General features: G+C 59.5%; 21 protein-coding genes. 11 read left to right on the top strand and 10 right to left on the bottom strand.

Annotation, left to right across the window (positions count from 1 at the left end; all coding sequences use genetic code 11):
- Positions 1-73: 73 nt before the first annotated feature.
- The 8 genes from QFX16_RS05755 to QFX16_RS05720 form a co-directional block, all read right to left on the bottom strand.
- A complete protein-coding gene (locus QFX16_RS05755; RefSeq protein WP_283183168.1) occupies positions 74-1,075 on the bottom strand; it encodes a response regulator in 1,002 nt (333 codons plus the stop codon).
- A gap of 47 nt (positions 1,076-1,122) precedes the next feature.
- Positions 1,123-2,133, bottom strand: coding sequence for a chemotaxis response regulator protein-glutamate methylesterase (locus QFX16_RS05750; protein ID WP_283183167.1), 1,011 nt, complete (start codon positions 2,131-2,133; stop codon positions 1,123-1,125).
- On the bottom strand, positions 2,130-4,418 hold the full coding sequence (locus QFX16_RS05745; protein WP_283183166.1) for a hybrid sensor histidine kinase/response regulator: 2,289 nt from the start codon (positions 4,416-4,418) through the stop codon (positions 2,130-2,132). Before QFX16_RS05745 ends, QFX16_RS05750 begins: the two co-directional genes overlap by 4 nt.
- A complete protein-coding gene (locus QFX16_RS05740; protein ID WP_046048170.1) occupies positions 4,415-5,098 on the bottom strand; it encodes a chemotaxis protein CheW in 684 nt (227 codons plus the stop codon). The genes QFX16_RS05745 and QFX16_RS05740 overlap by 4 nt, the downstream gene beginning before the upstream one ends.
- Positions 5,095-6,366 carry a CheR family methyltransferase gene (locus QFX16_RS05735; RefSeq protein ID WP_283183165.1) on the bottom strand — a complete coding sequence of 424 codons (1,272 nt, stop codon included), beginning with the start codon at positions 6,364-6,366 and terminating at the stop codon, positions 5,095-5,097. The genes QFX16_RS05740 and QFX16_RS05735 overlap by 4 nt, the downstream gene beginning before the upstream one ends.
- Entirely contained in the window at positions 6,363-6,899 is a 537-nt protein-coding gene (locus QFX16_RS05730; RefSeq protein ID WP_283183164.1) for a chemotaxis protein CheW, read from the bottom strand. Before QFX16_RS05730 ends, QFX16_RS05735 begins: the two co-directional genes overlap by 4 nt.
- The gene (locus tag QFX16_RS05725) at positions 6,899-8,521 is read right to left on the bottom strand and encodes a methyl-accepting chemotaxis protein (protein WP_283183163.1); all 1,623 of its coding nucleotides are present in this window, start codon (positions 8,519-8,521) and stop codon (positions 6,899-6,901) included. The genes QFX16_RS05730 and QFX16_RS05725 overlap by 1 nt, the downstream gene beginning before the upstream one ends.
- Before the next feature lie 234 nt (positions 8,522-8,755).
- Complete coding sequence (locus tag QFX16_RS05720; RefSeq protein WP_283183162.1) at positions 8,756-9,478, bottom strand: tellurite resistance TerB family protein; 723 nt, start codon at positions 9,476-9,478, stop codon at positions 8,756-8,758.
- Between the two features lie 186 nt (positions 9,479-9,664).
- Between QFX16_RS05720 and QFX16_RS05715 the strand changes: the two genes are divergently transcribed.
- From QFX16_RS05715 to QFX16_RS05675, 9 genes are all read left to right on the top strand, one after another.
- Positions 9,665-10,579, top strand: coding sequence for a LysR family transcriptional regulator (locus QFX16_RS05715; RefSeq protein ID WP_008151654.1), 915 nt, complete (start codon positions 9,665-9,667; stop codon positions 10,577-10,579).
- A 130-nt stretch (positions 10,580-10,709) separates the two neighbouring features.
- Entirely contained in the window at positions 10,710-12,167 is a 1,458-nt protein-coding gene (locus QFX16_RS05710) for a gamma-aminobutyraldehyde dehydrogenase (RefSeq protein ID WP_150655387.1), read from the top strand.
- A gap of 90 nt (positions 12,168-12,257) precedes the next feature.
- Positions 12,258-13,409, top strand: coding sequence for a putative ABC transporter substrate-binding protein YdcS (gene ydcS / locus QFX16_RS05705; RefSeq protein ID WP_283183161.1), 1,152 nt, complete (start codon positions 12,258-12,260; stop codon positions 13,407-13,409).
- A gap of 119 nt (positions 13,410-13,528) precedes the next feature.
- On the top strand, positions 13,529-14,566 hold the full coding sequence (locus QFX16_RS05700; protein ID WP_283183160.1) for an ABC transporter ATP-binding protein: 1,038 nt from the start codon (positions 13,529-13,531) through the stop codon (positions 14,564-14,566).
- Between the two features lies 1 nt (position 14,567).
- A complete protein-coding gene (locus tag QFX16_RS05695; RefSeq protein ID WP_283183159.1) occupies positions 14,568-15,515 on the top strand; it encodes an ABC transporter permease in 948 nt (315 codons plus the stop codon).
- Positions 15,505-16,329, top strand: a complete 825-nt coding sequence (locus QFX16_RS05690) for an ABC transporter permease (protein WP_283183158.1) — start codon at positions 15,505-15,507, stop codon at positions 16,327-16,329. Before QFX16_RS05695 ends, QFX16_RS05690 begins: the two co-directional genes overlap by 11 nt.
- Positions 16,330-16,674: 345 nt before the next feature.
- Positions 16,675-17,604 (top strand): IS110 family transposase, encoded by a 930-nt coding sequence (locus QFX16_RS05685; protein ID WP_283183157.1) that lies wholly within the window; start codon positions 16,675-16,677, stop codon positions 17,602-17,604.
- Between the two features lie 161 nt (positions 17,605-17,765).
- Positions 17,766-19,190, top strand: a complete 1,425-nt coding sequence (locus tag QFX16_RS05680) for a gamma-aminobutyraldehyde dehydrogenase (RefSeq protein ID WP_283183156.1) — start codon at positions 17,766-17,768, stop codon at positions 19,188-19,190.
- 106 nt (positions 19,191-19,296) lie between these two features.
- The gene (locus tag QFX16_RS05675) at positions 19,297-20,781 is read left to right on the top strand and encodes an APC family permease (RefSeq protein ID WP_283183155.1); all 1,485 of its coding nucleotides are present in this window, start codon (positions 19,297-19,299) and stop codon (positions 20,779-20,781) included.
- Between the two features lie 109 nt (positions 20,782-20,890).
- Here the strand turns inward: QFX16_RS05675 and QFX16_RS05670 are convergent, their stop codons facing one another.
- The gene (locus QFX16_RS05670; protein WP_283183154.1) at positions 20,891-21,448 is read right to left on the bottom strand and encodes a hypothetical protein; all 558 of its coding nucleotides are present in this window, start codon (positions 21,446-21,448) and stop codon (positions 20,891-20,893) included.
- 571 nt (positions 21,449-22,019) lie between these two features.
- Between QFX16_RS05670 and QFX16_RS05665 the strand changes: the two genes are divergently transcribed.
- The gene (locus QFX16_RS05665; RefSeq protein WP_283183153.1) at positions 22,020-22,520 is read left to right on the top strand and encodes a BRO-N domain-containing protein; all 501 of its coding nucleotides are present in this window, start codon (positions 22,020-22,022) and stop codon (positions 22,518-22,520) included.
- A 70-nt stretch (positions 22,521-22,590) separates the two neighbouring features.
- Here QFX16_RS05665 and QFX16_RS05660 read toward each other — a convergent pair whose 3' ends face one another.
- Positions 22,591-22,776: a hypothetical protein gene (locus QFX16_RS05660; protein ID WP_008151642.1), complete on the bottom strand. Its 186-nt coding sequence runs from the start codon at positions 22,774-22,776 to the stop codon at positions 22,591-22,593.
- A 391-nt stretch (positions 22,777-23,167) separates the two neighbouring features.
- On the opposite strand from QFX16_RS05660, the gene QFX16_RS05655 reads away from it, so the two are divergent.
- The gene (locus QFX16_RS05655) at positions 23,168-24,793 is read left to right on the top strand and encodes a glucan biosynthesis protein D (RefSeq protein ID WP_283183152.1); all 1,626 of its coding nucleotides are present in this window, start codon (positions 23,168-23,170) and stop codon (positions 24,791-24,793) included.
- Positions 24,794-24,911: the final 118 nt, after the last annotated feature.

Here is a 24,911-nt window from a genome sequence, read left to right as displayed (position 1 = left end):
GCGACGGCTACGCCGCCGAACGCAGCCTCGCGCAGCTCGGCAGCTGCTACAGGGAGTTGTATTTCGTAGCGAATTACTCAATCCCAACCTGATTACGCCCATTGTTCTTCGCCAGATACAGCCCCTTGTCCGCCGCCGAGATCAATTGGCGGCAATCGCCGCCCTGTTGCGGGGTTAGGGTCGAAAGGCCGATGCTGATGGTCAGGCTCGAACCTTCGGCCGGGAAAATGTGCGGGATCTTCAGCGCCGCAACGGTCTGGCGGAGCTTTTCCGCGACCAGTCGCGCGCCGCCCAGCGAAGTATTGGGCAGCACCAGGGCGAACTCTTCGCCGCCATAACGGGCCGGCAGGTCCGAAGGTCGCGCGCCGGCATCACGAATCGCCGTGGCCACTTTGCGCAGGGCTTCATCGCCTTCAAGGTGGCCGAAGCTGTCGTTGTAGGATTTGAAGTAGTCGACATCGATCATCAGCAGCGACAGTTGACTCTGGTCACGCAGCGAACGGCGCCACTCAAGCTCCAGGTATTCGTCGAAATGCCGGCGGTTCGACAGCCCGGTCAGGCCGTCCGAGTTCATCAAGCGCTGCAGCACCAGGTTGGTGTCGAGCAACTGCTGCTGGCTGACCCGCAGCGCGCGATACGCTGCGTCACGCTGCAGCAACGTCATGTAGGAACGCGAGTGATAGCGGATGCGTGCCACCAGTTCGATGTTGTCCGGCAACTTCACCAGGTAATCATTGGCTCCGGCCGCAAACGCCGCGCTCTTGATCAGCGGGTCTTCCTTGGTCGACAGGACAATGATCGGGATGTCCTTGGTCGCCGGATGGTTGCGGTACTCGCGCACCAGGCTCAAGCCGTCAAGACCGGGCATCACCAGATCCTGAAGGATCACCGTCGGTTTGATTCGGATCGCCTGGGCGATGGCCTGGTGCGGGTCGGCGCAGAAGTGGAAGTCGATATTGGCTTCGTTCGACAACCCGCGGCGCACCGCCTCGCCGATCATTGCCTGATCGTCCACCAACAACACCATGGCGGCGTTTTCGTCGGTTTTGAAGTCGTCGAGCTGTAAATCATTCATAGGCAGTCACCTGAGTACTACTTGGGCCAGATTGCTGTGAAATGTCTTCATTTGGGGAAAATCTCCAGCAATCGTGGCGCTATCTTTTCCAGTGGGCGAATCTCCACAGCGGCACCAATGGCCGCTGCCGCCTTCGGCATTCCGTACACCGCGCTGCTGTTCTGATCCTGAGCGATGGTCAGGTAGCCCTGTTGGCGCATGAGTTTAAGCCCCTGCGCACCATCGCGTCCCATGCCGGTGAGCAAAACACCCACGGCATCGCCGTTCCAGTAATTGGCCACGCTCTCGAAGAACACATCGATCGAGGGCCGGTAGATCTCGTTGACCGGTTCGGCGGTGTAAGCCAGCGTGCCGTTTTTCAACAAGCGAATATGGTGGTTGGTGCCCGCCAGCAACACCGACCCGGCCTGCGGAGGCTCGCCTTCCTGGGCCAGGCGCACGTTCAGGCCGCTGGCGCTGCTGAGCCATTCGGCCATGCCGGCGGCGAACACCTGGTCAACATGCTGCACCAGCACGATGGCGGCCGAAAAATCTCGCGGCAACCCCTTGAGCAATACTTCCAGCGCGGCCGGCCCACCTGCCGATGAGCCAATGGCGATCAGGCGCTGGCGCGAAGCTGAACTGCGCAGCGGGCTCGGGGCGGCTCGCTCCCGATTGCCCCGGTCACCGATCAGCCAACCGATGTTCATGATCTTGCGCAGTAACGGGGCCGCTGCCTCTTTGGCATTGCCGGCACCGATGGCCGGCGTATCGACCACATCCAGCGCTCCGTGGCCCATGGCCTCGAACACCCGATGCACGTTCTGCTCGCGGTCGACCGTAACGATGACAATCGCGCACGGCGTCTCGGCCATTATCCGCCGGGTCGCCTCCACGCCATCCATCACGGGCATGATCAGGTCCATCAGGATCAGATCCGGCGTATTTTCAGCGCATCGCTGCACCGCCTCGGCCCCATTACTGGCGACCCAGACCACCTCGTGCGCCGGATCGAATGCCAGGGCGCGGCGCAGAGCCTCCACCGCCATGGGCATGTCGTTGACAATCGCTATTTTCATGCACGCGCTCCTCCAATGAGCTCAACCACCGCGTCAAGCAGGGCGTCGTCATGAAAACTGGCTTTGGCTAGATAATAATCGGCTCCAGCGTCCAATCCACGACGACGGTCCTCTTCACGATCTTTGTAAGACACCACCATAACCGGAAGCGATTGCAGGCGATTGTCCCGGCGCAATAAAGACACCAGTTCAATGCCATCCATACGCGGCATATCAATGTCGGTGATCAGAAGATCGAAATCCTCCGAACGCAAGGCGTTCCAGCCATCCATACCGTCCACCGCCACCGCCACGTCGTAGCCGCGATTGAGTAACAACTTGCGTTGCAGCTCGCGCACGGTCAGCGAATCGTCGACCACCAGAATCCGTTTTCGAGCCGCTTCAACCGCCTGGCTGCCTTGACGGGCAATGCGCTCAAGACGCCCGGTATTGAGCAGTTTGTCCACCGACCGCAGCATGTCTTCGACGTCGACGATCAGCACCACCGAACCGTCGTCGAGCAAGGCCCCGGCGGAAATGTCCTGCACCTTGCCCAGACGCTCGTCCAGCGGCAAAACGACCAACGTCCGCTCGCCGATAAAACGCTCGACCGCCACGCCGTAAATCGCCTCGCGCTCGCGAATCACCACCACTTTGAGGGTTTGCTGACTGTTCTGGCTCACCGGACGTTGCAACAACTGACTGGCCGCGACCAGCCCGACATGCCGGCCTTCGTGCCAGAAATGCTGACGGCCTTCGACCTGGACGATGTCCGCCGGCTCCAGATCGCACATCCGTTCGATGTGGGCCAGCGGAAAGGCATACGCCTCGTCACCGACTTCCACCACCAGACTGCGCACCACCGACAGGGTCAGCGGCACTTCGAGATGGAAGCGACTGCCCTCGCCCGCCACCTGCTCCAGCACGACCGCGCCGCGCACCTGGCGGACCATGTGCTGGACCGCATCCAGTCCGACGCCGCGCCCGGAGACTTCGGTGACTGTGTCGCGCAGGCTGAAACCCGGCAGAAACAGGAAGGTCAGCAGCTCTTCTTCACTCAATTGCGCGGCGGTTTCGGCCGGGGACAATTGGCGCTCGATGATGCTGCGGCGGACCTTTTCCAGATCGACGCCATTGCCGTCATCGCTCAGCTCCAGCACCAGCAAACCGGCCTGATGGGAAGCGCGCAAACGGATCAGGCCTTCAGCGGGTTTGCCCGCCAATAGCCGTAGCTCCGGCGATTCGATGCCGTGATCCACGGCATTGCGCAGCAGGTGGGTCAGCGGCGCTTCAAGCTTCTTCAGCACGTCGCGATCGACCTGGGTTTTCTCGCCCTCGATCTCCAGTCGCACCTGCTTGCCGAGGCTACGACCGAGGTCGCGAACCATGCGCTCTTGCCCAGTCAACACATCGGCAAACGGCCGCATGCGACAGGCCAGCGCGGTGTCGTACAACACTTGCGCCCGTTGACTGGCCTGCCAGGCGAACTCATCCAGTTCGGCGTTCTTTTCCATCAGCAACTGCTGAGATTCAGCCAGTAGCCGACGAGCGTCTTCGAGGGCTTCCTGTGCTTCCAGACTCAAGGCATGTTCCTTGAGGTGGACGTTGAGGTTTTCCAGTGCCCGCAGCCCGTTGTTCTGCATACGCTTGAGGCGTTGCATGGTGGCCAGGTGCGGTTTGAGCCGCAGGGTTTCCACTAGGGATTTGCTCGACAGATCAAGCAGGCTGTTCAGGCGTTCGGCCGTGACCCGCAGCACCCGCTCGCCGTTTTCGGTGGTGCGTTTGGCCTTGCGCGGCGGCTCTGCGGGGTGCAGTTCGGCGACCGGAACTGGCGTCTCGACCTTGGGCGTCGGTGGTTCGAGCTGAAGTTCCGCCATCACTGGGGCGACAGGCGCAGTGACCGGCGCGGGCGCCGCCATCGGATCAAGCAACCGCGCCATCAACACCACATAGGCCTCGATCTCCGCCAGTTCAGGGTTGTTGTCCGGCGTCGCAATACGCATCAGCAAATCGGTGCCTTGCAACAAGGCATCGATGTGCTCGGGTCGCAGGTACAGGCGGCCTTCCTGGGCGCAGACCAGGCAATCTTCCATCACATGCGCAACGCTGACCCCGGCATCGACGCCGACAATCCGCGCCGCGCCCTTGAGCGAATGCGCCGCGCGCATGCACGATTCAAGGTGATCGGCCTGGGTCGGGTCGCGTTCCAGCGCCAAAAGACCTGCGCTCAGCACCAGCGTCTGGGCCTCGGCTTCCAGACTGAACAGTTCCAGCAAAGAGGCGTCGCGCATTTGCTCGGGGGTCATGTAAGGCTCCGGGTCACGGCGGACAGCAGCTGTTCTTCATCCAGCCAACGCAGGCTGCGACCTTTGAATTGCAACACGCCACGGGTGTATTTGGCGCTGGCCTGAGTGCCAGAGCGGGACGCAGCCTCGAGGATGCGTTCGTCGATGGCGTGAATCCCGTCCACTTCATCCACCGGTACCACCACCGGCCCGCCGTGGGCGGCGATGATCAGCATCCGCGGCATGACTCGCGCGCCGGACGCCACGCTGCTGGCGCCGTCGAGCCCGAGCAATTCCACCAGCGACAGGCACGCCACCAACGCGCCGCGCACATTCGCCACGCCGAGCAAGGCCCGGGAGCGCTGGTGCGGCAACGAGTGAATCGCTTGCAGCGGCGCGACTTCCACCAGACTTCGAGTGGCCAGGGCCAGCCATTCTTCGCCCAGACGGAACATCAGCAGCGAACGGGTTTTCACCTCGCTCTCGACCGCCGTGGAAACTTGCCCCCGATCTTCCTGCTGCAACGCGTAGCGGTCGAGCAAGCGCGTAGCCGCGGCCGAATACACCGCGCAATTGCGGCAGTGAATGTGATCGCTCAGTAGCGGGCAGGACTTGTCGCCGTGGATACCGATGCGGTTCCAGCAGTCGTCGATGGCCTGGGCATCTTCATGGGTGAGGCTAAAGGTGTCGGCGGCGTTCATCGGTTACGCTCACTGTCAGCGGCGCGCTCGCTGCGGGCGGCGCGGTCCTGAAATCGTTTGGCTCCTGCCGTGTCGCCCAAGGATTGCAGCAACGCCGCCAGGTGCATTAACGCGTCGGGATGTTGCGGGTCGAGGTACAACGCCTTGCGATAAAAACCCTGAGCCTCAAGAACTCTGCCGGCGACATCGCTGAGCAAGCCCAGCCAGTAAAAGACCTGGGCCACCGGCTCGTGACTGCGCAAATAGCTATCGCACGCGGCGCGGGCCTCGGCACTTTTGCCTTCGTTGGCCAGCGCGGCGATATTCGCCAGCAGCGCGGCAGTGTCCGGGTTGGCGACTTTCGCCACGACAGGCAGCGGCGCTACCGTTGCGAAGGGCCGACTGAGAACGAGCGGCGGTGTCACGCTGCGCACCGGTTGGCGCACGGGCAGAGGCGTCGGCACGAACGTCGCAATGGGCGCAGGCTCTGGTGCACTTTGACGACTGAACGCAAAGGACTGCGGGATGCCGATCGAACGCATGCCAAAACGGCCGAGCAAACTGCCCTCGGCCGGGCCGATAAACAGCACGCCATCCACATGGGTCAGACGCTTGAGCACTTCGAACACTTGCTGCTGGGTCGGCTGATCGAAATAGATCAGCAGGTTGCGGCAGAACACAAAATCATAAGGCGGCTCGTTGGCCAGCAACGTCGGATCCAGCAGATTGCCGACCTGCAAACGCACTTGTTCGAGCACTCGCCCGCTGAGGCGATAGCCCTCGCCTTCGGCGGTGAAATGCCGGTCGCGAAAGGCAATGTCCTGACCCCGGAACGAATTCTTGCCGTACAACGCGCGCCGGGCTTTTTCCACCGACAACGGGCTGACGTCCATGCCTTCGACCTTGAACTGGTGCAGCTGTAGCCCGGCATCGAGCAACGCCATGGCGATGGAATACGGTTCTTCACCGGTGGAACACGGCAGGCTGAGAATCCGCAGCGCGCGCATATTGTTGATGTCGCTCAGGCGTTTGGTGGCCAGTTTTGCCAACGTGGCGAAGGATTCCGGGTAACGGAAAAACCAGGTCTCGGGGACAATCACCGCTTCGATCAGCGCCTGCTGCTCGTCCTGCGAACCCTGCAAGGTGTGCCAGTACTCATCGGCGGTCAGCGCTTTGGACGCCGTGCTGCGTTGACGCACCGCACGCTCGATGATCGCAGGTCCCACCGAGGTCACGTCAAGACCGATGCGCTCTTTGAGGAAATCGAAAAACCGCTGATCGCTGCTCATGGCCGCTCCTCAAGCAGCGCCAGGTCCAACGGCTGCGACGGAAACAGCAACGCGCGAACCTGATCGTCGAGCAAGTCGGCGACCCGCACCCATTGCAGCAAACCCTGGGCATCTTCACGTACCGGCCCGAGGTACGGCGCCTGACGATTGTCCAGGCCATAGGGCTGAAAATCCGCCGGGTTGCAGCGCAAGGTATCGGAGGCCTGTTCCAGAATCAGCCCGAGCAATTGCGCCTCAGCGGTTTCATCCGGACGGTAATTGACCAGCACCAAGCGCGTGCTGGTGCGGGCCTGAGCCGGTTGGCCGAACGTCAGCGCACTGAGGTCGATCACCGGCACCACCGCGCCGCGATAGGCGAACACCCCGGCGACCCAGTCCGGCGCGCAGGGAATCGGTTTCAACGGCAGGCGCGGCAGCACTTCCGCCACCTCGACGGCCTGCAAGGCAAAGCGCTCGTTGCCGATGCGGAACACCAGAAACAATGATTGCAGCGCCGGCTTCACGGCGGTGCGTTTGGCCGTGAGTTCGCTCATCAGACTTTGAATCGCGAAACGCCGCTGCGCAGCCCTACGGCCACCTGGCTCAGTTCATCGATGGCGAAACTGGCCTGACGCAGGGACTCGACGGTCTGGCTGCTGGCATCGCCCAACTGCACCAACGCATGGTTGATCTGTTCGGCGCCCGTGGCCTGGGCCTGCATGCCTTCGTTGACCATCAACACCCGTGGCGCCAGCGCCTGAACCTGATGAATGATCTGCGACAACTGCTCGCCGACCTGCTGCACTTCGGACATGCCGCGGCGCACCTCTTCGGAGAACTTGTCCATGCCCATGACCCCGGCCGACACCGCCGACTGGATCTCGCGCACCATCTGCTCGATGTCGTACGTGGCGACGGCGGTCTGGTCCGCCAAACGCCGCACTTCGGTGGCGACCACGGCAAAACCGCGGCCGTATTCACCCGCCTTTTCGGCCTCAATCGCCGCGTTGAGCGACAGGAGATTGGTCTGATCGGCGACCTTGACGATGGTCACCACCACCTGGTTGATGTTGCCGGCCTTCTCATTGAGGATCGCCAACTTGGCGTTGACCAGATCAGCCGCGCCCATCACCGAGTGCATGGTCTCTTCCATCCGCGCCAGGCCTTGCTGCCCGGAACCGGCAAGCACCGAGGCCTGATCGGCGGCGGTGGAGACTTCGGTCATCGTGCGCACCAGATCCCGAGAAGTGGCGGCAATCTCACGGGACGTCGCGCCGATTTCGGTGGTGGTGGCGGCGGTTTCAGTGGCGGTCGCTTGCTGTTGCTTGGAGGTGGCAGCGATCTCGGTCACCGAGGTGGTGACCTGCACTGAGGAGCGTTGGGCCTGGGACACCAGCGAGGTGAGTTCGGCCATCATGTCGTTGAAGCCGGTTTCCACGGCGCCGAATTCGTCCTTGCGCGCCAGGTTCAAGCGGCCGCTCAAATCACCCGTGCGCATGATTTCGAGGATCTGCACGATACGGTTCATGGGCGCCATGATCGCGCGCATCAGCAACAGGCCGCAGAGACCAGCGGCCAAAACCGCCACCAGCAGGGAAATGCCCATGATGACTTCAGCGGTGAGCACGGCGTCATGGATGTCCGCCATGGCCTGATCTGCCCTGGCTTTGTTGTGCTCAAGAATGTCATTTAGTTTCAGACGCCCCGCGGCCCACGTCGGGGTCAGCTGTTCGTTGAACAACTTGATGGCGTCGGCTCGCTGATTGCGCTGATGCAAGTCGAACACCGCGGCCAGCATCTTGCCGTAATCCTGATGGATTTTTTGGAAAACCGCGAACTCAGCTCTGTCTTCTTCGGTAGTCACAGTGCCGCGATAGTTGTTGATCGCTTCCTGCACTTGCGCTTCATAGTTCTTGAGGTCGGCGACATCTTCGGCACTGATACCCTGCTCTTCCTTCAAACCCAGCATCTCCTCGATGTGGAGGAAGCTGTCGACCCAAGCGCCACGAATCATCGAACTGTAATAGACCCCGGGAAGCGCGTCGTCACGTACGCTGTCTTCGCTGACCTCGATCTTCAACAGCCGGGAATACGAGACGACGACCATCAGCAACATGATGGCGATAATCACCGCAAAGCTCGCCAAAATGCGTTGGCGCAACGTCCAGTTCTTCACAGTCAGTCCTCGGGGTGCAGTTGAAATGTTGCGGAGTATAGCTGAGGGCGGTGTTTCATTTGTAAGACGGGTGCGCACCACGTCTCATCCCTGTGAAAATCGCTGAAATACCTGTGCGGCGAGGGGCTTGAGTCGTTTCGGAGCGCACTGTTGTGATGCAAAAAATCGCAGGCTCCGCCAGTGCCTACGGTCGATGTAGGCATTGGCGAAACCTGCGATTTTTTAAGACAACGCTTAAATAGAAGCCTGACGCACCTGCTTCTCCAACTCAGCCTTCAACCCCGGCTCAAGCTTCAGTTGCCGCGCCAGTTCATCGAGATAGGACTTCTCCATGAAGCTCTCCTCATCCACCAGCATCACACTGGCGATGTACATCTCAGCGGCCATTTCCGGTGTGCTCGCAGCGCGGGCGACGTCGGCCGGGTCCAGCGGTTTGTTCAGTTCGGCGTGCAACCAGTGCTGCAACTCTTGATCGTTATCGAGCTTGGTGAACTCGCCTTCGATCAGCGCACGCTCACGCTCATCGACATGACCATCAGCTTTGGCGGCGGCCACTAGCGCTTTGAGAATCGCCTGGCTGTGCAGCTCGACTTGCTCTGCTGGCAAACGATCAAGGGTTTGTGGTTCGGTTTTGGGTGCGATGCCTTGCTGAGCCTGCCAGTTGCCATACGCCTTGTAGGCAATCACGCCCAACGCAGCCAGGCCGCCATAAGTCAGGACCTTGCCGCCAACACTGCGCCCTTTCTTGCTGCCCAGCAGCAAACCCATGGCACCGGCCGCCAACGCCCCGCCGCCTGCGCCCGAGAGCAAACTGCCGAGGCCGCCCGAACCGCCGCTGCCGCCGAGCAATCCGCCCAGGCCACCGCCGGAGCTCTTGTTTTGTGAGCCGCCGGCCTTGTTCTGCAACATGTCCTGACCGGACTTGAGTAGCTGATCGAGCAATCCACGCGTGTTCATTTTCCGCCTCCAAAAAAGGGGTTAACCGGATCAATAAGGCCATTAGCCTAGATCGAAAGTGCCCGGCATCCGGGGCGAGAGTGCTTCTAGATGTTGCGCAGTGCCGCTCAGCCGTCCGCAGCACCTCAGAAAAATAGATATACACTCCAGTGAATCTATAAAAACCGCCCACCGGGTACTTTCTCCATGATGACCTTGCGTCAGATTCGTCATTTCATCGCCGTGGCCGAGACCGGTTCAATCTCCGCCGCCGCGCAAACCGCGTTCATTTCTCAATCCACCTTGACCCTGGCCATCCAGCAACTGGAGCAGGAAATCGGCGTCGGCCTGTTCAACCGTCACGCCAAGGGCATGACGCTGACCCACCAGGGCCACCAATTTCTACGTCAGGCGCACCTGATTCTGGCGACGGTGGACAACGCCAAACGCAGCCTGCAACAGAGCACCGATCAAGTCGCCGGGCAGTTGATCATCGGCGTGACCAGCCTGGTGGCCGGTTACTACCTTGCGGATCTACTCACCCGTTTCCAGCGCGCCTACCCCAACGTCGAGATCCGCGTGATGGAGGACGAGCGCCCTTACATCGAGCATTTGCTGGTCAGCGGTGAGATCGATGTCGGCGTGTTGATCCTCTCCAACCTCGAGGACCGCCACGCCTTGCAGACCGAAGTGCTGACCCACTCGCCCCATCGGTTATGGCTACCAGCCCAGCATCCGCTGCTGGAACACGACAGCATCAACCTCGCCGACGTGGCCCGTGAGCCGCTGATTCAGCTGAACGTCGATGAAATGGACCGCAATGCGCAACGCATGTGGACGGCGGCCTCCCTACAACCGCGGATCACCTTAAGAACGGCGTCGACAGAAGCGGTGCGAAGCCTGGTGGCAGCGGGTTTGGGCGTGTCGATCCAGCCCGACATGACCTACCGCCCGTGGTCACTGGAGGGCGACATCATCGAAGCGCGCCCGATAGCGGACTTGAGCCAGACCCTCGACGTCGGTCTGGCCTGGCGTCGTGGCACCGCACGCCCAGCGCTGGTGGACCCGTTCCTGACCGTCGCCCGCGAACAACCCCACGGCGGGCGCAAGCCATCTATTTAATCGAACGCCACCTTCAGTATTTAGTATTTGTCGACCTCGGGTGCGGCGCCTAGTCTTGGTACATCTATAAGACGGCCGCGCCCCAGTCACAGGGAGCAGCATGGCCACACAAGAAAAGAGAACCCGAAAAATGGCTGGCGCGCAGACCCCGTTGTTCACCGCGTTATTGATCGATGGCGAATTGGTCGCGGGCCAGGGCTTTGTCGAACCGATCCTCAACCCGGCCACCGGGGAAGTGCTGACGCACATCGCCGAAGCGAGCACCGAGCAGGTTGAAGCCGCGATCCTCGCCGCTCACCGCGCCTTTGCCGGTTGGTCGCGGACCACGCCGCAACAACGCTCGAACCTGTTGCTGGACATCGCCAACGCCATCGAAAAACAAGCCGACCTCCTCGCCCGCCTCGAATCCTTGAACTGTGGCAAGCCGTTGCACCTGGCTCGTCAGGATGACTTGAGCGCCACGGTCGATGTGTTCCGCTTCTTTGCTGGCGCCGTGCGTTGTCAGACGGGTCAGCTCAGCGGCGAATACCTGCCGGGTTACACCAGCATGGTCCGCCGCGATCCGATTGGTGTGGTGGCATCGATTGCGCCGTGGAACTACCCGATCATGATGGCCGCGTGGAAAATCGCCCCGGCCCTGGCCGCTGGCAACACGCTGGTGTTCAAACCGTCCGAACACACGCCGCTGTCGATTCTGGCCCTGGCGCCCGCGCTGGCCGAGATCCTGCCGCGCGGTGTGATCAACATCATTTGCGGTGGCGGTGAAGGCGTCGGCAGCCACTTGGTCAGTCATCCTAAAGTGCGCATGGTGTCGTTGACCGGCGATATCGTCACCGGGCAAAAAATCCTTCAGGCCGCTGCAAAAACCCTGAAGCGCACTCACCTCGAACTCGGCGGCAAAGCGCCGGTGATCGTTTGCAACGATGCGGACATTCAAGCCGTGGTCGAAGGCGTGCGCACTTACGGCTATTACAACGCCGGCCAGGATTGCACCGCGGCCTGCCGAATTTATGCACAGGCCGGGATTCATGATCGCTTGGTGGCTGAACTCGGCGCAGCGGTCAGCAGCCTGCGCTTCGCCGGCAAACGCGACGCCGACAACGAGATCGGCCCGTTGATCAGCACCCGCCAGCGCGACCGGGTAGCCAGTTTCGTCGAGCGTGCCCTCGGCCAGCCGCATATCGAACGAGTGACCGGCGCGGCGGTGCATTCCGGTGCCGGCTTCTATTACCAGCCCACGCTACTGGCCGGTTGCAAGCAGAGCGATGAAATCGTCCAGCGCGAAGTATTCGGGCCGGTGGTCACCGTGACCCGTTTCGATCAGCTCGAACAAGCCGTGGACTGGGCCAACGACTCGGAATACGGCCTCGCCTCCTCGGTCTGGACCCAGAACCTGGACAAGGCGATGCAAGTCGCGGCGCGCTTGCAGTACGGCTGCACCTGGATCAACAGCCATTTCATGCTGGTCAGCGAAATGCCCCACGGCGGCCTGAAGCGTTCGGGCTATGGCAAGGACTTATCCAGCGATTCGCTTCAGGACTACAGCGTGGTGCGGCACATCATGGCCCGCCACGGCCAGCATTTGTAAAAGCGCACTACGCTAACAATTAGCCGTAAAGGCATCGGCTTCACCACGTTCAAAACTGCCCCGACCATAATTAAAGAAGAGGGAAACCCCATGTTCGTGCACAAGACCGCACTGCTCAGTGCAATCACCACGGCGCTGTTGGCCAGTGCCAGTATCCAGGCCGCCGAACCGCTGAAAGCCGTCGGCGCCGGCGAAGGTCAGCTGGATATCGTGGCCTGGCCCGGCTACATCGAACGTGGCGAAAGCGACAAGGCCTACGACTGGGTCACCGGCTTCGAAAAGGAAACCGGCTGCAAGGTCAATGTGAAAACCGCCGCCACTTCCGATGAAATGGTCAGCCTGATGGCCAAGGGTGGTTACGACCTGGTGACTGCGTCTGGCGATGCCTCCCTGCGGTTGATCGCCGGCAAGCGTGTGCAGCCGATCAACACGGCGTTGATCCCGAACTGGAAGAACATTGACCCTCGCCTCAAGGACGGCCCTTGGTACGTCGTCAATCAGCAAACCTACGGCACCCCGTACCAATGGGGCCCGAACGTATTGATGTACAACACCAATATCTTCAAAACAGCGCCGGACAGCTGGAGTGTGGTGTTCGAAGAGCAAACCCTGCCGGACGGCAAGTCCAACAAGGGTCGGGTCCAGGCCTACGACGGCCCGATCTACATCGCCGATGCGGCGCTTTATCTCAAATCGAAACAGCCGGAACTGGGCATCAAAGACCCATACCAGCTCAACGAAGCACAATACAAAGCGGCGCTGGACCTGCTTCGCAAGCAACAGCCCTTGATCCACCGCTACTGGCATGACGCAACGGTCCAGATGAGTGACGTCAAAAACGAAGGCGTGGCGGCGTCCAGTACTTGGGGTTACATGGTCAACGGCCTGGTGGCGGACAAGCAGCCGGTTGCCTCGGTCATTCCAAAAGAAGGTGCAACGGGTTGGGCCGACACCACCATGCTGCACGCCGAAGCCAAGCACCCGAACTGCGCCTACAAGTGGATGGACTGGTCGCTGCAACCGAAAGTCCAGGGTGACCTGGCGGCATGGTTCGGTTCGCTGCCGGCGGTTCCGGCGGGGTGCAAGGAAAGCGAATTGCTCGGTGCCGAGGGCTGCAAAACCAACGGCTTCGACCAGTTCGAGAAGATCGCCTTCTGGAAAACCCCGCAGGCTGAGGGCGGCAAATTCGTGCCGTACAGCCGCTGGACCCAGGACTACATCGCGATCATGGGCGGCCGTTAAGGCCCCTTCGCGAGCAGGCTCGCTCCCACATGTAATCGCATTCCAATGTGGGAGCGACGGTGCGGCGATCCGACCTGCTCGCGAAGCTTTTAAGATTCTGTTTTTCGGAGCACCGCACCATGACGCTTGCAGTCCAGTTCACCAACGTTTCCCGTCAGTTCGGCGAAGTGAAGGCCGTTGACCGGGTTTCCATCGATATCCAGGACGGCGAGTTCTTTTCCATGCTGGGCCCTTCCGGTTCGGGCAAAACCACCTGTCTGCGCCTGATCGCCGGTTTCGAACAACCGAGTACAGGCTCTATCCGTATTCACGGCGAAGAAGCCGCCGGGCTGCCGCCTTATCAGCGTGACGTGAACACTGTGTTCCAGGATTACGCGCTGTTCCCGCACATGAACGTACTCGACAACGTCGCCTACGGTTTGAAAGTTAAAGGCGTCGGCAAAACCGAACGCCAGAAACGCGCCGAAGAAGCCCTCGACATGGTCGCCCTCGGCGGTTATGGCGAGCGTAAACCGGTGCAGCTTTCCGGCGGTCAGCGCCAGCGTGTGGCCCTGGCCCGCGCCCTGGTCAATCGTCCGCGAGTGCTGCTGCTCGACGAACCGTTGGGCGCGCTCGACTTGAAGCTGCGCGAGCAAATGCAGGGTGAACTGAAGAAGCTGCAACGCCAGCTCGGCATCACTTTCATCTTCGTCACTCATGACCAGACCGAAGCGCTGTCGATGTCGGATCGTGTGGCCGTGTTCAACAAGGGGCGCATCGAGCAGGTCGACACCCCGCGCAACCTCTACATGAAACCGGCTACAACGTTTGTGGCGGAATTCGTTGGCACCTCCAACGTGATTCGCGGCGATCTGGCGAAACAATTGAGCGGCAATCCACAGCCGTTTTCGATTCGCCCGGAACACGTGCGTTTCGCCGAAGGTCCGCTGGCCAGCCATGAAATCGAAGTCAGCGGTTTGCTCCATGACATTCAGTACCAGGGCAGCGCCACGCGTTATGAACTGAAACTGGAAAACGGCCAGACCCTGAACATCAGCCAGGCCAACGTCCAGTGGCTGGACGTCAGCGCGCAACATCAGACCGGCCAACGCATTAGCGCGCGCTGGGCACGGGAAGCGATGATCCCGCTGCACGACACCGTTGTCGGCGGGGTGTGAGATGAACAGCGTGGCTCTCCCTCAAACCCCGGCCGGCGGCTCGGCGTTGCGCAGGTTTTCCAACCTGCTGTATCGCCGGCCAAACCTGTACCTGTCGATGCTGCTGGTCCCACCGCTGCTGTGGTTCGGCGCGATCTACCTCGGTTCGCTGCTGGTTCTGCTGTGGCAAGGTTTCTACACCTTCGATGACTTCACCATGGCGGTCACGCCCGACCTGACCCTGGCGAACTTCGCTGCCCTGTTCCAACCGTCGAACTTCGACATCATCCTGCGCACCTTGAGCATGGCCGTCGTCGTCTCGATCGCCAGCGCCATCGTCGCGTTCCCGATCGCCTACTACATGGCGCGCTACACCACCGGCAAGACCAAGGCGTTTTTCTACATCGCGGTGATGATGCCGATGTGGGCCAGTTACATCGTCAAGGCGTATGCCTGGACGTTGCTGCTGGCCAAGGGCGGCGTCGCGCAGTGGTTCGTTCAGCACCTGGGTCTTGAGCCCGTGTTGCAGTTCGTGCTGGGCATTCCGGGGGTGGGCGGCAGCACGTTGTCGACCTCGCACCTGGGCCGTTTCATGGTGTTCGTCTACATCTGGCTGCCGTTCATGATCTTGCCGATCCAGGCCTCGCTGGAACGTCTGCCGCCGTCCTTGCTGCAAGCGTCTGCTGACCTTGGCGCCAAGCCGCGTCAGACCTTCATGCAAGTGATTCTGCCGCTGTCGATTCCAGGCATCGCGGCCGGTTCGATCTTCACCTTTTCGCTGACCCTGGGCGACTTCATCGTGCCGCAACTGGTGGGGCCACCGGGCTACTTCGTCGGCAGCATGGTGTACGCCCAGCAAGGCGCAATCGGCAACATGCCGATGGCCGCGGCTTTCACGCTGGTGCCGATCGTGCTGATCGCCATTTACCTGTCCATCGTCAAACGACTGGGGGCCTTCGATGCGCTCTGACGCTTCGTCTCAAGATCAGGCTTCTCTGGGCCTGCGCATCGCAGCCTGGGGCGGGTTGGTGTTTCTGCACTTCCCGATCCTGATCATCTTCATGTATGCCTTCAACACTGAAGACGCAGCGTTCAGCTTCCCGCCCAAGGGCTTCACCCTGAAGTGGATCGGCGTGGCGTTCTCCCGTCCCGACGTGCTGGAAGCGATCAAGCTGTCGCTGCAGATTGCCTCCGTCGCGACGTTGATTGCATTGGTCCTCGGCACCCTTGCGTCGGCGGCGTTGTACCGCCGGGATTTCTTCGGCAAGCAAGGCATTTCCCTGATGCTGATCCTGCCGATTGCCCTGCCGGGGATCATCACCGGCATCGCGTTGCTGGCGACCTTCAAGACGCTGGGCATTGAACCGGGGATGTTTACCATCATCGTCGGTCACGCGACCTTCTGTGTGGTGATCGTCTACAACAACGTCATCGCCCGCTTGCGTCGCACTTCTCACAGTTTGATCGAGGCTTCGATGGACCTCGGCGCCGACGGCTGGCAGACCTTCCGCTACATCGTCCTGCCGAACCTCGGCTCGGCATTGCTGGCCGGCGGCATGTTGGCGTTTGCCCTGTCGTTCGACGAAATCATCGTCACCACCTTCACCGCCGGCCATGAACGCACCCTGCCGCTGTGGCTGCTCAACCAGCTCAGCCGCCCACGGGACGTGCCGGTGACCAACGTCGTCGCGATGCTGGTGATGATGGTGACCATGCTGCCGATCCTCGGCGCCTATTACCTGACCCGTGGCGGCGAAAGCGTTGCGGGCAGTGGTGGTAAATAACTGACAACTCATTACCACTGTCGAAACCGAATCAATGTGGGAGCGGCGGTGCGACGATTCGACTTGCTCGCGAAGAGGCCATCACATTCAACATGAGTGTTGGCTGACACACCGCTTTCGCGAGCAAGCCCGCTTGTGTCTTGCGCAGGAATTAGACTGAGGGTGAGAGCGGTGAGTGGCAAGCTGAATGCCCGGAGTGCTTAAAGCACGTGTGGGAGCCCATGCTGCCATTCACCTCTCCGCTCTGGTTATTGAGCCCGAACAGTTGAACGAGCCGACCTCGAACATTACAAGCGTGGTGCCCAGCCAGAGCGCTCTCACCTTTGAGTGTAAGAGGGATCGGCTATGTTTTCCTGCGCAGGCATCGATGTTTCCAAAGATACCCTTGAAGTTCGGATTAACCCGCAAGACGTTGGCGCGAGTCACCTCAATACCGCCAGTGATTTCCTTGCGCTGATTGACTGGTTAAAGCGCTATCAGGTCAGCCGCGTATTGCTGGAAGCCACCGGCGGCTATGAGCGAGAGGTCATGAAAGCGCTTCAGGCTGCCGGCTTCGAAGTCTTGCGGATCAACCCTCGCCGAGCCAGGGATTTTGCCAAGGCCATGGGGCAGCGCGCTAAAACCGACCCGATAGATGCGCGGCTGCTCGCGCAGTTTGCCGAAGTCATAAAGTCGCCAAGCAACCGAATCACCAGCCCTGAACAGGACAATTTGCGTGCGCTGGTACAGCAGCGCGAAAATTTTGTTCAGCAGCAAGGCGACGATATACGGCGCCTTAAAACAGCCTCTGCTGACACGGTAAAACCCTGTCTGCGAAGTCATATCGACTATTTATGCCAAGCCATAAAGTCGATAGAAAAGCTGATCCGTCAAACTGCTAAAGACCTGGACAGTGATAAAACGGCCCGTTTGTGCTCGGTCAAGGGTATAGGGCTCGTGACGGCAGCCAGCTTGATGGCCTACTTACCCGAACTGGGCGAGGTTGGACGGCACGAGATTGCAGCGCTGGCAGGCATAGCCCCCTACAACGACGACAGTGGCAAGCATGAAGGCCCCCGCCACATTAGCGGCGGCAGGTTTGCTGCGCGTCGGGCAATGTACATGGCGTGCTGGGTGGTGATTCAGCGACAGCCTGAGTTCAAAGCGCGGTATGACGCACTGCGTCATAAGGGTAAATGCGCAAAAGTAGCGCTCATCGCCTGTATGCGTGTGTTGTTGATACGGCTGAACGCCATGATCCGAGACCGAACTGAGTGGAAACAACCCTTGGCCTAAAACGGGTCGCGGTGTTCCTGTAGGGCATCGCATGGCGTAAAGCTGTGGGAATTCAGCTGTCTATCAATATGCTTTCAAAATAAAGGTCATCAAGACAGTTGCTCCCACATTTGGGTCGGTTCCGACAGAGAAAAAACAACAGTTCCGAAGAGGACAAAGCCATGCAAACCAAACTCTTGATCAATGGCCAACTGATCAACGGAGAAGGCCCCGCCCAACCGGTGTTCAACCCGGCCCTCGGTCGTGTGTTGGTGGAAATCAACGAAGCCAGCGAAGCCCAGGTCGATGCCGCCGTGCGGGCCGCCGACAGCGCCTTCGAAGGCTGGTCGCAAACCACGCCGAAAGAACGTTCGCTGCTGCTGCTCAAACTCGCCGACGCCATTGAAGCCCACGGCGAAGAGCTGGCCAAACTGGAGTCGGACAACTGCGGCAAGCCTTACAGCGCTGCACTGAACGACGAGATCCCGGCAATTGCCGACGTGTTCCGTTTCTTCGCCGGCGCCAGCCGTTGCATGAGCGGTTCGGCGGGCGGTGAATACCTGCACGGCCACACCTCGATGATCCGTCGCGACCCGGTTGGCGTGATCGCGTCCATCGCACCGTGGAACTACCCGCTGATGATGGTCGCCTGGAAAATCGCCCCGGCCCTCGCAGCGGGTAATACCGTGGTGCTCAAGCCGTCGGAACAAACCCCGCTGACCGCGCTGCGTCTGGTGGAACTGGCGTCGGAGATTTTCCCGGCCGGCGTGCTTAACCTGGTGTTCGGTCGTGGTCCTACGGTTGGTAGCCCATTGGTCACACACCCGAAAGTGCGCATGGTCTCGTTGACCGGTTCGATTGCCACCGGTTCGAACATCATTTCCAGCACCGCCGACAGCGTCAAACGCATGCACATGGAACTGGGCGGCAAGGCTCCGGTGATCATCTTCGACGACGCCGACATCGACGCCGCCGTGGAAGGCATTCGCACCTTCGGCTTCTACAACGCCGGCCAGGACTGTACCGCCGCCTGCCGCATCTATGCGCAGGAAGGCATCTACGACACGTTCGTCGAGAAACTCGGCGAAGCGGTCAGCAGCATCAAGTACGGTTTGCAAGATGATCCGTCGACCGAGCTCGGTCCGTTGATCACCGCGCAACATCGCGACCGCGTGGCCGGGTTTGTCGAGCGTGCCGTGGCGCAAGCGCACATCCGTTTGATCACGGGCGGCAAGGCTGTTGAGGGTAATGGCTTCTTCTTCGAACCAACTGTGTTGGCCGACGCTCAGCAGGACGACGAGATTGTTCGTCGCGAAGTATTCGGACCGGTGGTGTCGGTGACCAAATTCACCGATGAAGCGCAGGTGCTGAGCTGGGCCAACGATTCCAACTACGGCCTGGCGTCATCGGTCTGGACCTCGGACGTCGGTCGTGCGCATCGCTTATCCGCACGCTTGCAGTACGGCTGCACCTGGGTGAATACGCACTTCATGCTGGTCAGCGAAATGCCTCATGGCGGTCAGAAACTGTCCGGTTATGGCAAGGACATGTCCATGTACGGGCTGGAGGACTACACCGTCGTTCGGCATGTGATGTTCAAGCACTAAAAGCATCGCAACACAAAACAAAAATTACCGATCCGGGCAGCGCCGTCATGGCCCTGCCACGGTTTCGGACATCCGAAATCTGCCGATTTTCCGGAGTTAACACACCATGAGTGCATCATCCGAACTCTCCGCAGTCGTTGCCGACAGCGACGCCGAGCAACTGCGCAAGCTGGGCTACACCTCGAACTTCAATCGCAGCATGAGCCTGTGGGAAAACTTCGCCCTGGGCTTCACTTATCTCTCTCCGGTCGTAGGGGTTTATACGCTCTTCGGCCTGTGCCTCGCCGCCGGTGGGCCACCGATGTTCTGGGCTTATTTGCTGGTCGGATGCGGCCAGTTGTTGGTGTGCCTGATCTTCGGTGAAGTGGTCTCGCAGTTCCCGATTTCCGGTGGCGTGTACCCGTGGGCTCGTCGCTTGGTGGGCAAGCGCTGGGCGTGGATGGTCGGCTGGATCTACTCCATCGCCCTGTGCGTCACCATCGCCGCCGTTGCGGTGGGCGCCGGTCCGTACCTTGCCGCCATGATGGGCTTTGAACCGAGCAACAACACCAACATCGTCATCGCACTGTTCCTGACGTTGTTCGCCACCCTGGTCAACCTCAGCGGCACCAAAGTGCTGGCGCGGATCGCCATGTTCGGCTTCCTGTGCGAGCTGGTCGGTGCGGTGATCGTCGGCGTTTACCTGCTGATCTTCGAGCGTCATCAATCGATCAGTGTGTTGTTCAACACCTTCGATATCAGTGTCGATGGCTCGTATCTGCCGGCGTTCCTCACCGCTTCGCTGGCGGGGATGTTCCTGTACTACGGCTTCGAGGCCTGCGGCGACGTGGCCGAAGAAACCCCGAACCCAAGCAAGCAGATCCCGGTGGCCATGCGCATGACCATCTACATCGGCGGCATCGCGGCGATGTTCGCCTGCCTGGCGCTGATCCTCGCCGTGCCAGACATGCAAGCGGTGATCAACGGCACCGACAAGGATCCGGTCACCACTATTCTCAACAACGCCTTCGGCCCGGTCGGTTCGAAAGTGGTGATGGGCGTGGTCATGATTTCCTTCATCTCCTGCGTCATCAGCCTGCAAGCGGCGGCGAGCCGTCTGCTGTATTCGTACGCTCGGGATGAAATGGTCATCGGCAGCTCACTGCTGAAGAAGATTTCCCCTACGACTCAGATTCCAGTTGCGGCGCTGTTCGTGTCCGGCGTCCTGCCGGCGCTGATCATTGTGCTGGGCTTCTTCCTGCAGGATGCAGTGGCAACCATCGTCAGCTTCGCGGCGATTGGTATCTACCTGGCGTTCCAGATGATCGTGCTCGCCGCTTTGTATGCGCGCATGAAAGGCTGGAAACCAAGCGGCAAGTTCACCCTCGGCGCCTGGGGCTGGGCCGTGAACATCGGCGCACTGGTCTATGGCGTTGGCGCGATCATCAACATGGCCTGGCCGCGCACGCCGGATGCGGCGTGGTACATCAACTACGCGATGGTGTTGAGTACTGCCATCGTGATTGGGTTGGGGCTGGTTTACATGTGGCTTGCCAAGCCGTATGACCATGGGACTGCGCCTGCGGGGGATGCTTGGAAGGTTAGTCGATAAGGATTTTGCTCTCTCGGCACCGTTAGTACTGCCGATGCTGAAATATCCCCTTTCTCACACTCCTAGAGAAAGGGGAGTTAATGGCAGCTATTGACTGAAGAGAAAACCATCAAAGCAACAGTTCTGCTTGATCGTGCTTCAGCAAAGATATGCGATCGAAAAGCTTGATTTTTTCATCTGCCTTTTGTTTAGCGTAGTCCGACATAAACGCAACAAGCTCCTCAAGCTGACTCACATTCCCTACCACCTTAAAAGCTTTTTCTTTATTAACGAAAACGAGCGACTTTTTCTTTCGAGACAACAGCTCAATTACGTTACTCAATGTTCCAGTACTTTTTGCATCCCATATCATCAAGCCGTAATCCGCGGCCTCGGCCATGACAACATCCTTCGCCGTAAAAAAAGCTCGCGACCCTTTGGAGTGCTTGGTTTCCACTGTCCTAGCCGGCCATTCTCCAAGATTGTTTCGCGGGACCACGCCACTGCAATAAATAGTAGTTTTAGATCGGGCCAGGCTTAACAGATACTCTTGAATAGAAGTATCGGCTCCGCCTGCGTCGCCAACCACGACATCAAACTCTGAATCAACGATATTACTGATACGCTCTTTAACCTTCGGATCAAGGTGCTTGATATTAATAGAGCCCGCAATAAATACAGTTGTCATCTATCTTATTTCCAAGTTAATGCCGCGACGTAGATTGGTGCTTGTCCAGCACCCATCCCAGGCCCCAAGGACCGTTTATCTGTTTGAGGGATACTTTCAAGATATTCTCCATTTTTAAACCCTGTCCATAAGCACCGAAATTTCCTTGGCGCTTTTTGACCATAGGCAATGAAAAACAGAGTTTCCAGTCAAACGCCGCGTGGCGCTGACTCTCGTGCAAAAACAGGCAATTCCTACAGATCGAACCTTCCAGAAAAGACACCGATTCCTACAGCATGCGGCGCCAAGGTAGACTTGGCGCCGCGAGCGCCTGAACGATAGGCTTTACCTCGTCGCTGCAAAATCAGCGACCCGGGGTCGAAGCCGGGAAATTTCAAAACGGTGCTTATGCGCCCCCATAGAATTGAGGCAGTTTCATGTCTTCAGTTCTGATTTATGGCGGGCCGTGTGGCGCGGGCCTTCCGGCTTCCGTTTTGATTGGAAGTGTCCCGACTTCGAACGCCACTCGGTCCGCCACCCAACCTGTCGAAGGGTTGGTGGCGACTTTCCTACTCAAAACGGAAGTCACTTCATGTCAGCACACGCTCAAAACTCGCTTCTACCTTACTTCTCCCCAACCATCTTCACCCGCCACAACCGCTTCCTCCACGCCTTCATGCAGGACAACCAAGCCTGGTTCTGCGTCCAGGATCTGGGTCGTTTGATGGGCCGTCCGATGGACCAACGCCTTACCCTGAAACTTGATCCCGATCAGCGCCAATATGTCTGGATGCTGAAGAACGGCAAAACGGTCGAATCGCTGATGGTCAGCGAATCAGGGATGTACGCCCTATTGATTCACCATTTTGTCCCAGAAAACCGAAACCTGCGCCAATGGCTGAGCAATGAAGTCATACCCACGCTGCGTGAGTCGAAAGCAACATCTGTGGATAACATTCCAAGCCTGAGTTCATTGCAGTGGGCCGGGATCTCGGTGCCGCTGCTGCGTTGGCAGCATCAGGCCTGGATCAAATGGCGGGACATGCCTGATCTGATGCAGGCACAACGGCCATTCACCACTGGTTGCCGTTGAGTTGATGCACAAAGGGACGGACTTTGCAGTCCATCCCTTTGGTTTTCCAACATGCCTCAATCTCCTTCCTTCAAAACCGCGAAACACTCCTCATCGCATCCACCAGATACCGCATCGCAATCTGGTCGCTTTCCGACAACTCCCGATAGCGCTCCAACAACTTCATCTCGTCCGAACTGACCCGACGCCTTCGGCGCACAGTGGTCAGGCAAGGAAGGATTCCCAGCAACTGGGTGATGCCTTGTACTTTCGTCATGGACGATGTCCTTCTATAAGCCCGAGAAAACTTCAAAAACCGCATCGCCCTCTCCTTTTTGTAGTCGCCGGCCTGAAGGGCAGAGGTCGGTCATGAACACAGAATAGAAACTATCGCGGCGGTGAAAAGCGATTTTTAGAGTAATTAGTCAAAAAAAGCAGAAATGCCCTATAAATCAGAAAGTACTGTCAGAAAACTTAACCGACATTTCTTGTTTCATTGCCACGAAGCCAAAGTGCTACCAATCATTTTTTCTACACAACCGAACGGTTTAAGCTATTTGTTATCTGTTTAATGTCCGTTGCGTTTGGCCGAAGGCATGTCCGAACCTTTATTTTTGATCCAGCACGTGCCAGGAACGGCCCGGGATTGTTCACGACAGGTTGAACTTATGTACCGCAGGAATTTGCTCAAAGCATCCATGGCCATCGCTGCCTACACCGGATTATCAGCCACCGGTTTGCTGGCTGCCCGGGCCTGGGCCGGTACCGGCGCGGCGGATGGCGAGGCTCAGGCGTTCGACTTCGAAGCGCTGAAGATCCAGGCCAAGCAGCTCGCCGGCAATCGCTATCAGGACACCAAGCAGGTGTTGCCGCCGACCCTGGCGACCATGACACCGCAAAACTTCAATGCGATCCGCTACGACGGCAACCACTCGCTGTGGAATGACCTCAACGGTCAGCTGGATGTGCAGTTCTTCCACGTCGGCATGGGTTTCAAGCAACCGGTGCGCATGTACAGCGTCGACCCCAAGACTCGTCAGGCGCGGGAGGTGCATTTCCGCCCTTCCCTGTTCAACTATGAGAAAACCACGGTCGACACCAAGCAGCTCACGGGCGATCTGGGGTTTTCCGGGTTCAAGCTGTTCAAGGCTCCGGAGCTGGACCAGCACGACGTGCTGTCCTTCCTCGGCGCCAGCTATTTCCGTGCGGTCGATGCCTCGGGCCAGTACGGTCTGTCGGCACGCGGTCTGGCGATCGATACCTATGCCAAGAAGCGTGAGGAGTTCCCGGACTTCACCAAGTTCTGGTTCGAGACCCCGGACAAGGACAGCACCCGCTTCGTGGTCTACGCCCTGCTGGATTCACCGAGCGCCACCGGTGCCTACCGTTTCGACATCGACTGTCAGGCCAGCCAGGTTGTCATGGGCATCGATGCCCACATCAATGCGCGCACTGCCATCGAACAACTGGGCATCGCGCCGATGACCAGCATGTTCAGCTGCGGCACCCATGAACGACGCATGTGCGACACGATTCACCCACAGATCCACGACTCGGATCGCCTGGCCATGTGGCGCGGCAACGGTGAGTGGATCTGCCGCCCGCTGAATAACCCGGCCACCCTGCAATTCAACGCCTTCGCCGACACCGATCCGAAAGGTTTCGGCCTGGTGCAGACCGATCATGAGTTCGACAGCTATCAAGACACCGTCGACTGGTACAGCAAGCGTCCGAGCCTGTGGGTAGAACCTACGACCGCGTGGGGTGAAGGCTCTATTGATCTGATGGAAATTCCTACAACCGGCGAAACCCTGGATAACATCGTCGCGTTCTGGACCCCGAAGAAACCGGTCGCCGCCGGCGACTCCCTGAACTACGGCTACAAGCTGTACTGGAGCGCACTGCCACCGGTCAGCACGCCGTTGGCGCGGGTCAACGCCACTCGTTCGGGCATGGGCGGCTTCATCGAAGGTTGGGCCCCCGGCGAGCATTACCCGGAAGTCTGGGCGCGACGGTTTGCCGTGGACTTCACCGGAGGCGGTCTGGACCGTTTGCCTGAAGGCGCAGGGATCGAGCCGGTGGTCACGTGCTCAAATGGGCAAGTGAAGGATTTCAACGTGCTGGTGCTGGATGACATCAAGGGTTACCGCATTACCTTTGACTGGTACCCGACCAATGACAGCGTGGCGCCGGTGGAACTGCGGTTGTTCATTCGCACCAATGACCGGACGTTGAGTGAAACCTGGTTGTACCAGTACTTCCCGCCTGCACCGGATAAGCGTAAGTACACCTGAGGGTAAGTCACCGTTTGAGAGGTCCCCTTCGCGAGCAGGCTCGCTCCCACAGGTGATCTTTGTCGGACAAAAATTTGGTGTCTCATGGAGATCCAATGTGGGAGCGAGCCTGCTCGCG

The organism is Pseudomonas svalbardensis, from assembly GCF_030053115.1.
Classification (GTDB): Bacteria; Pseudomonadota; Gammaproteobacteria; order Pseudomonadales; family Pseudomonadaceae; genus Aquipseudomonas; species Aquipseudomonas svalbardensis.
Note: the sequence above shows the minus strand (reverse complement) of the source record. Positions and strands in the feature narration are given on the sequence as shown.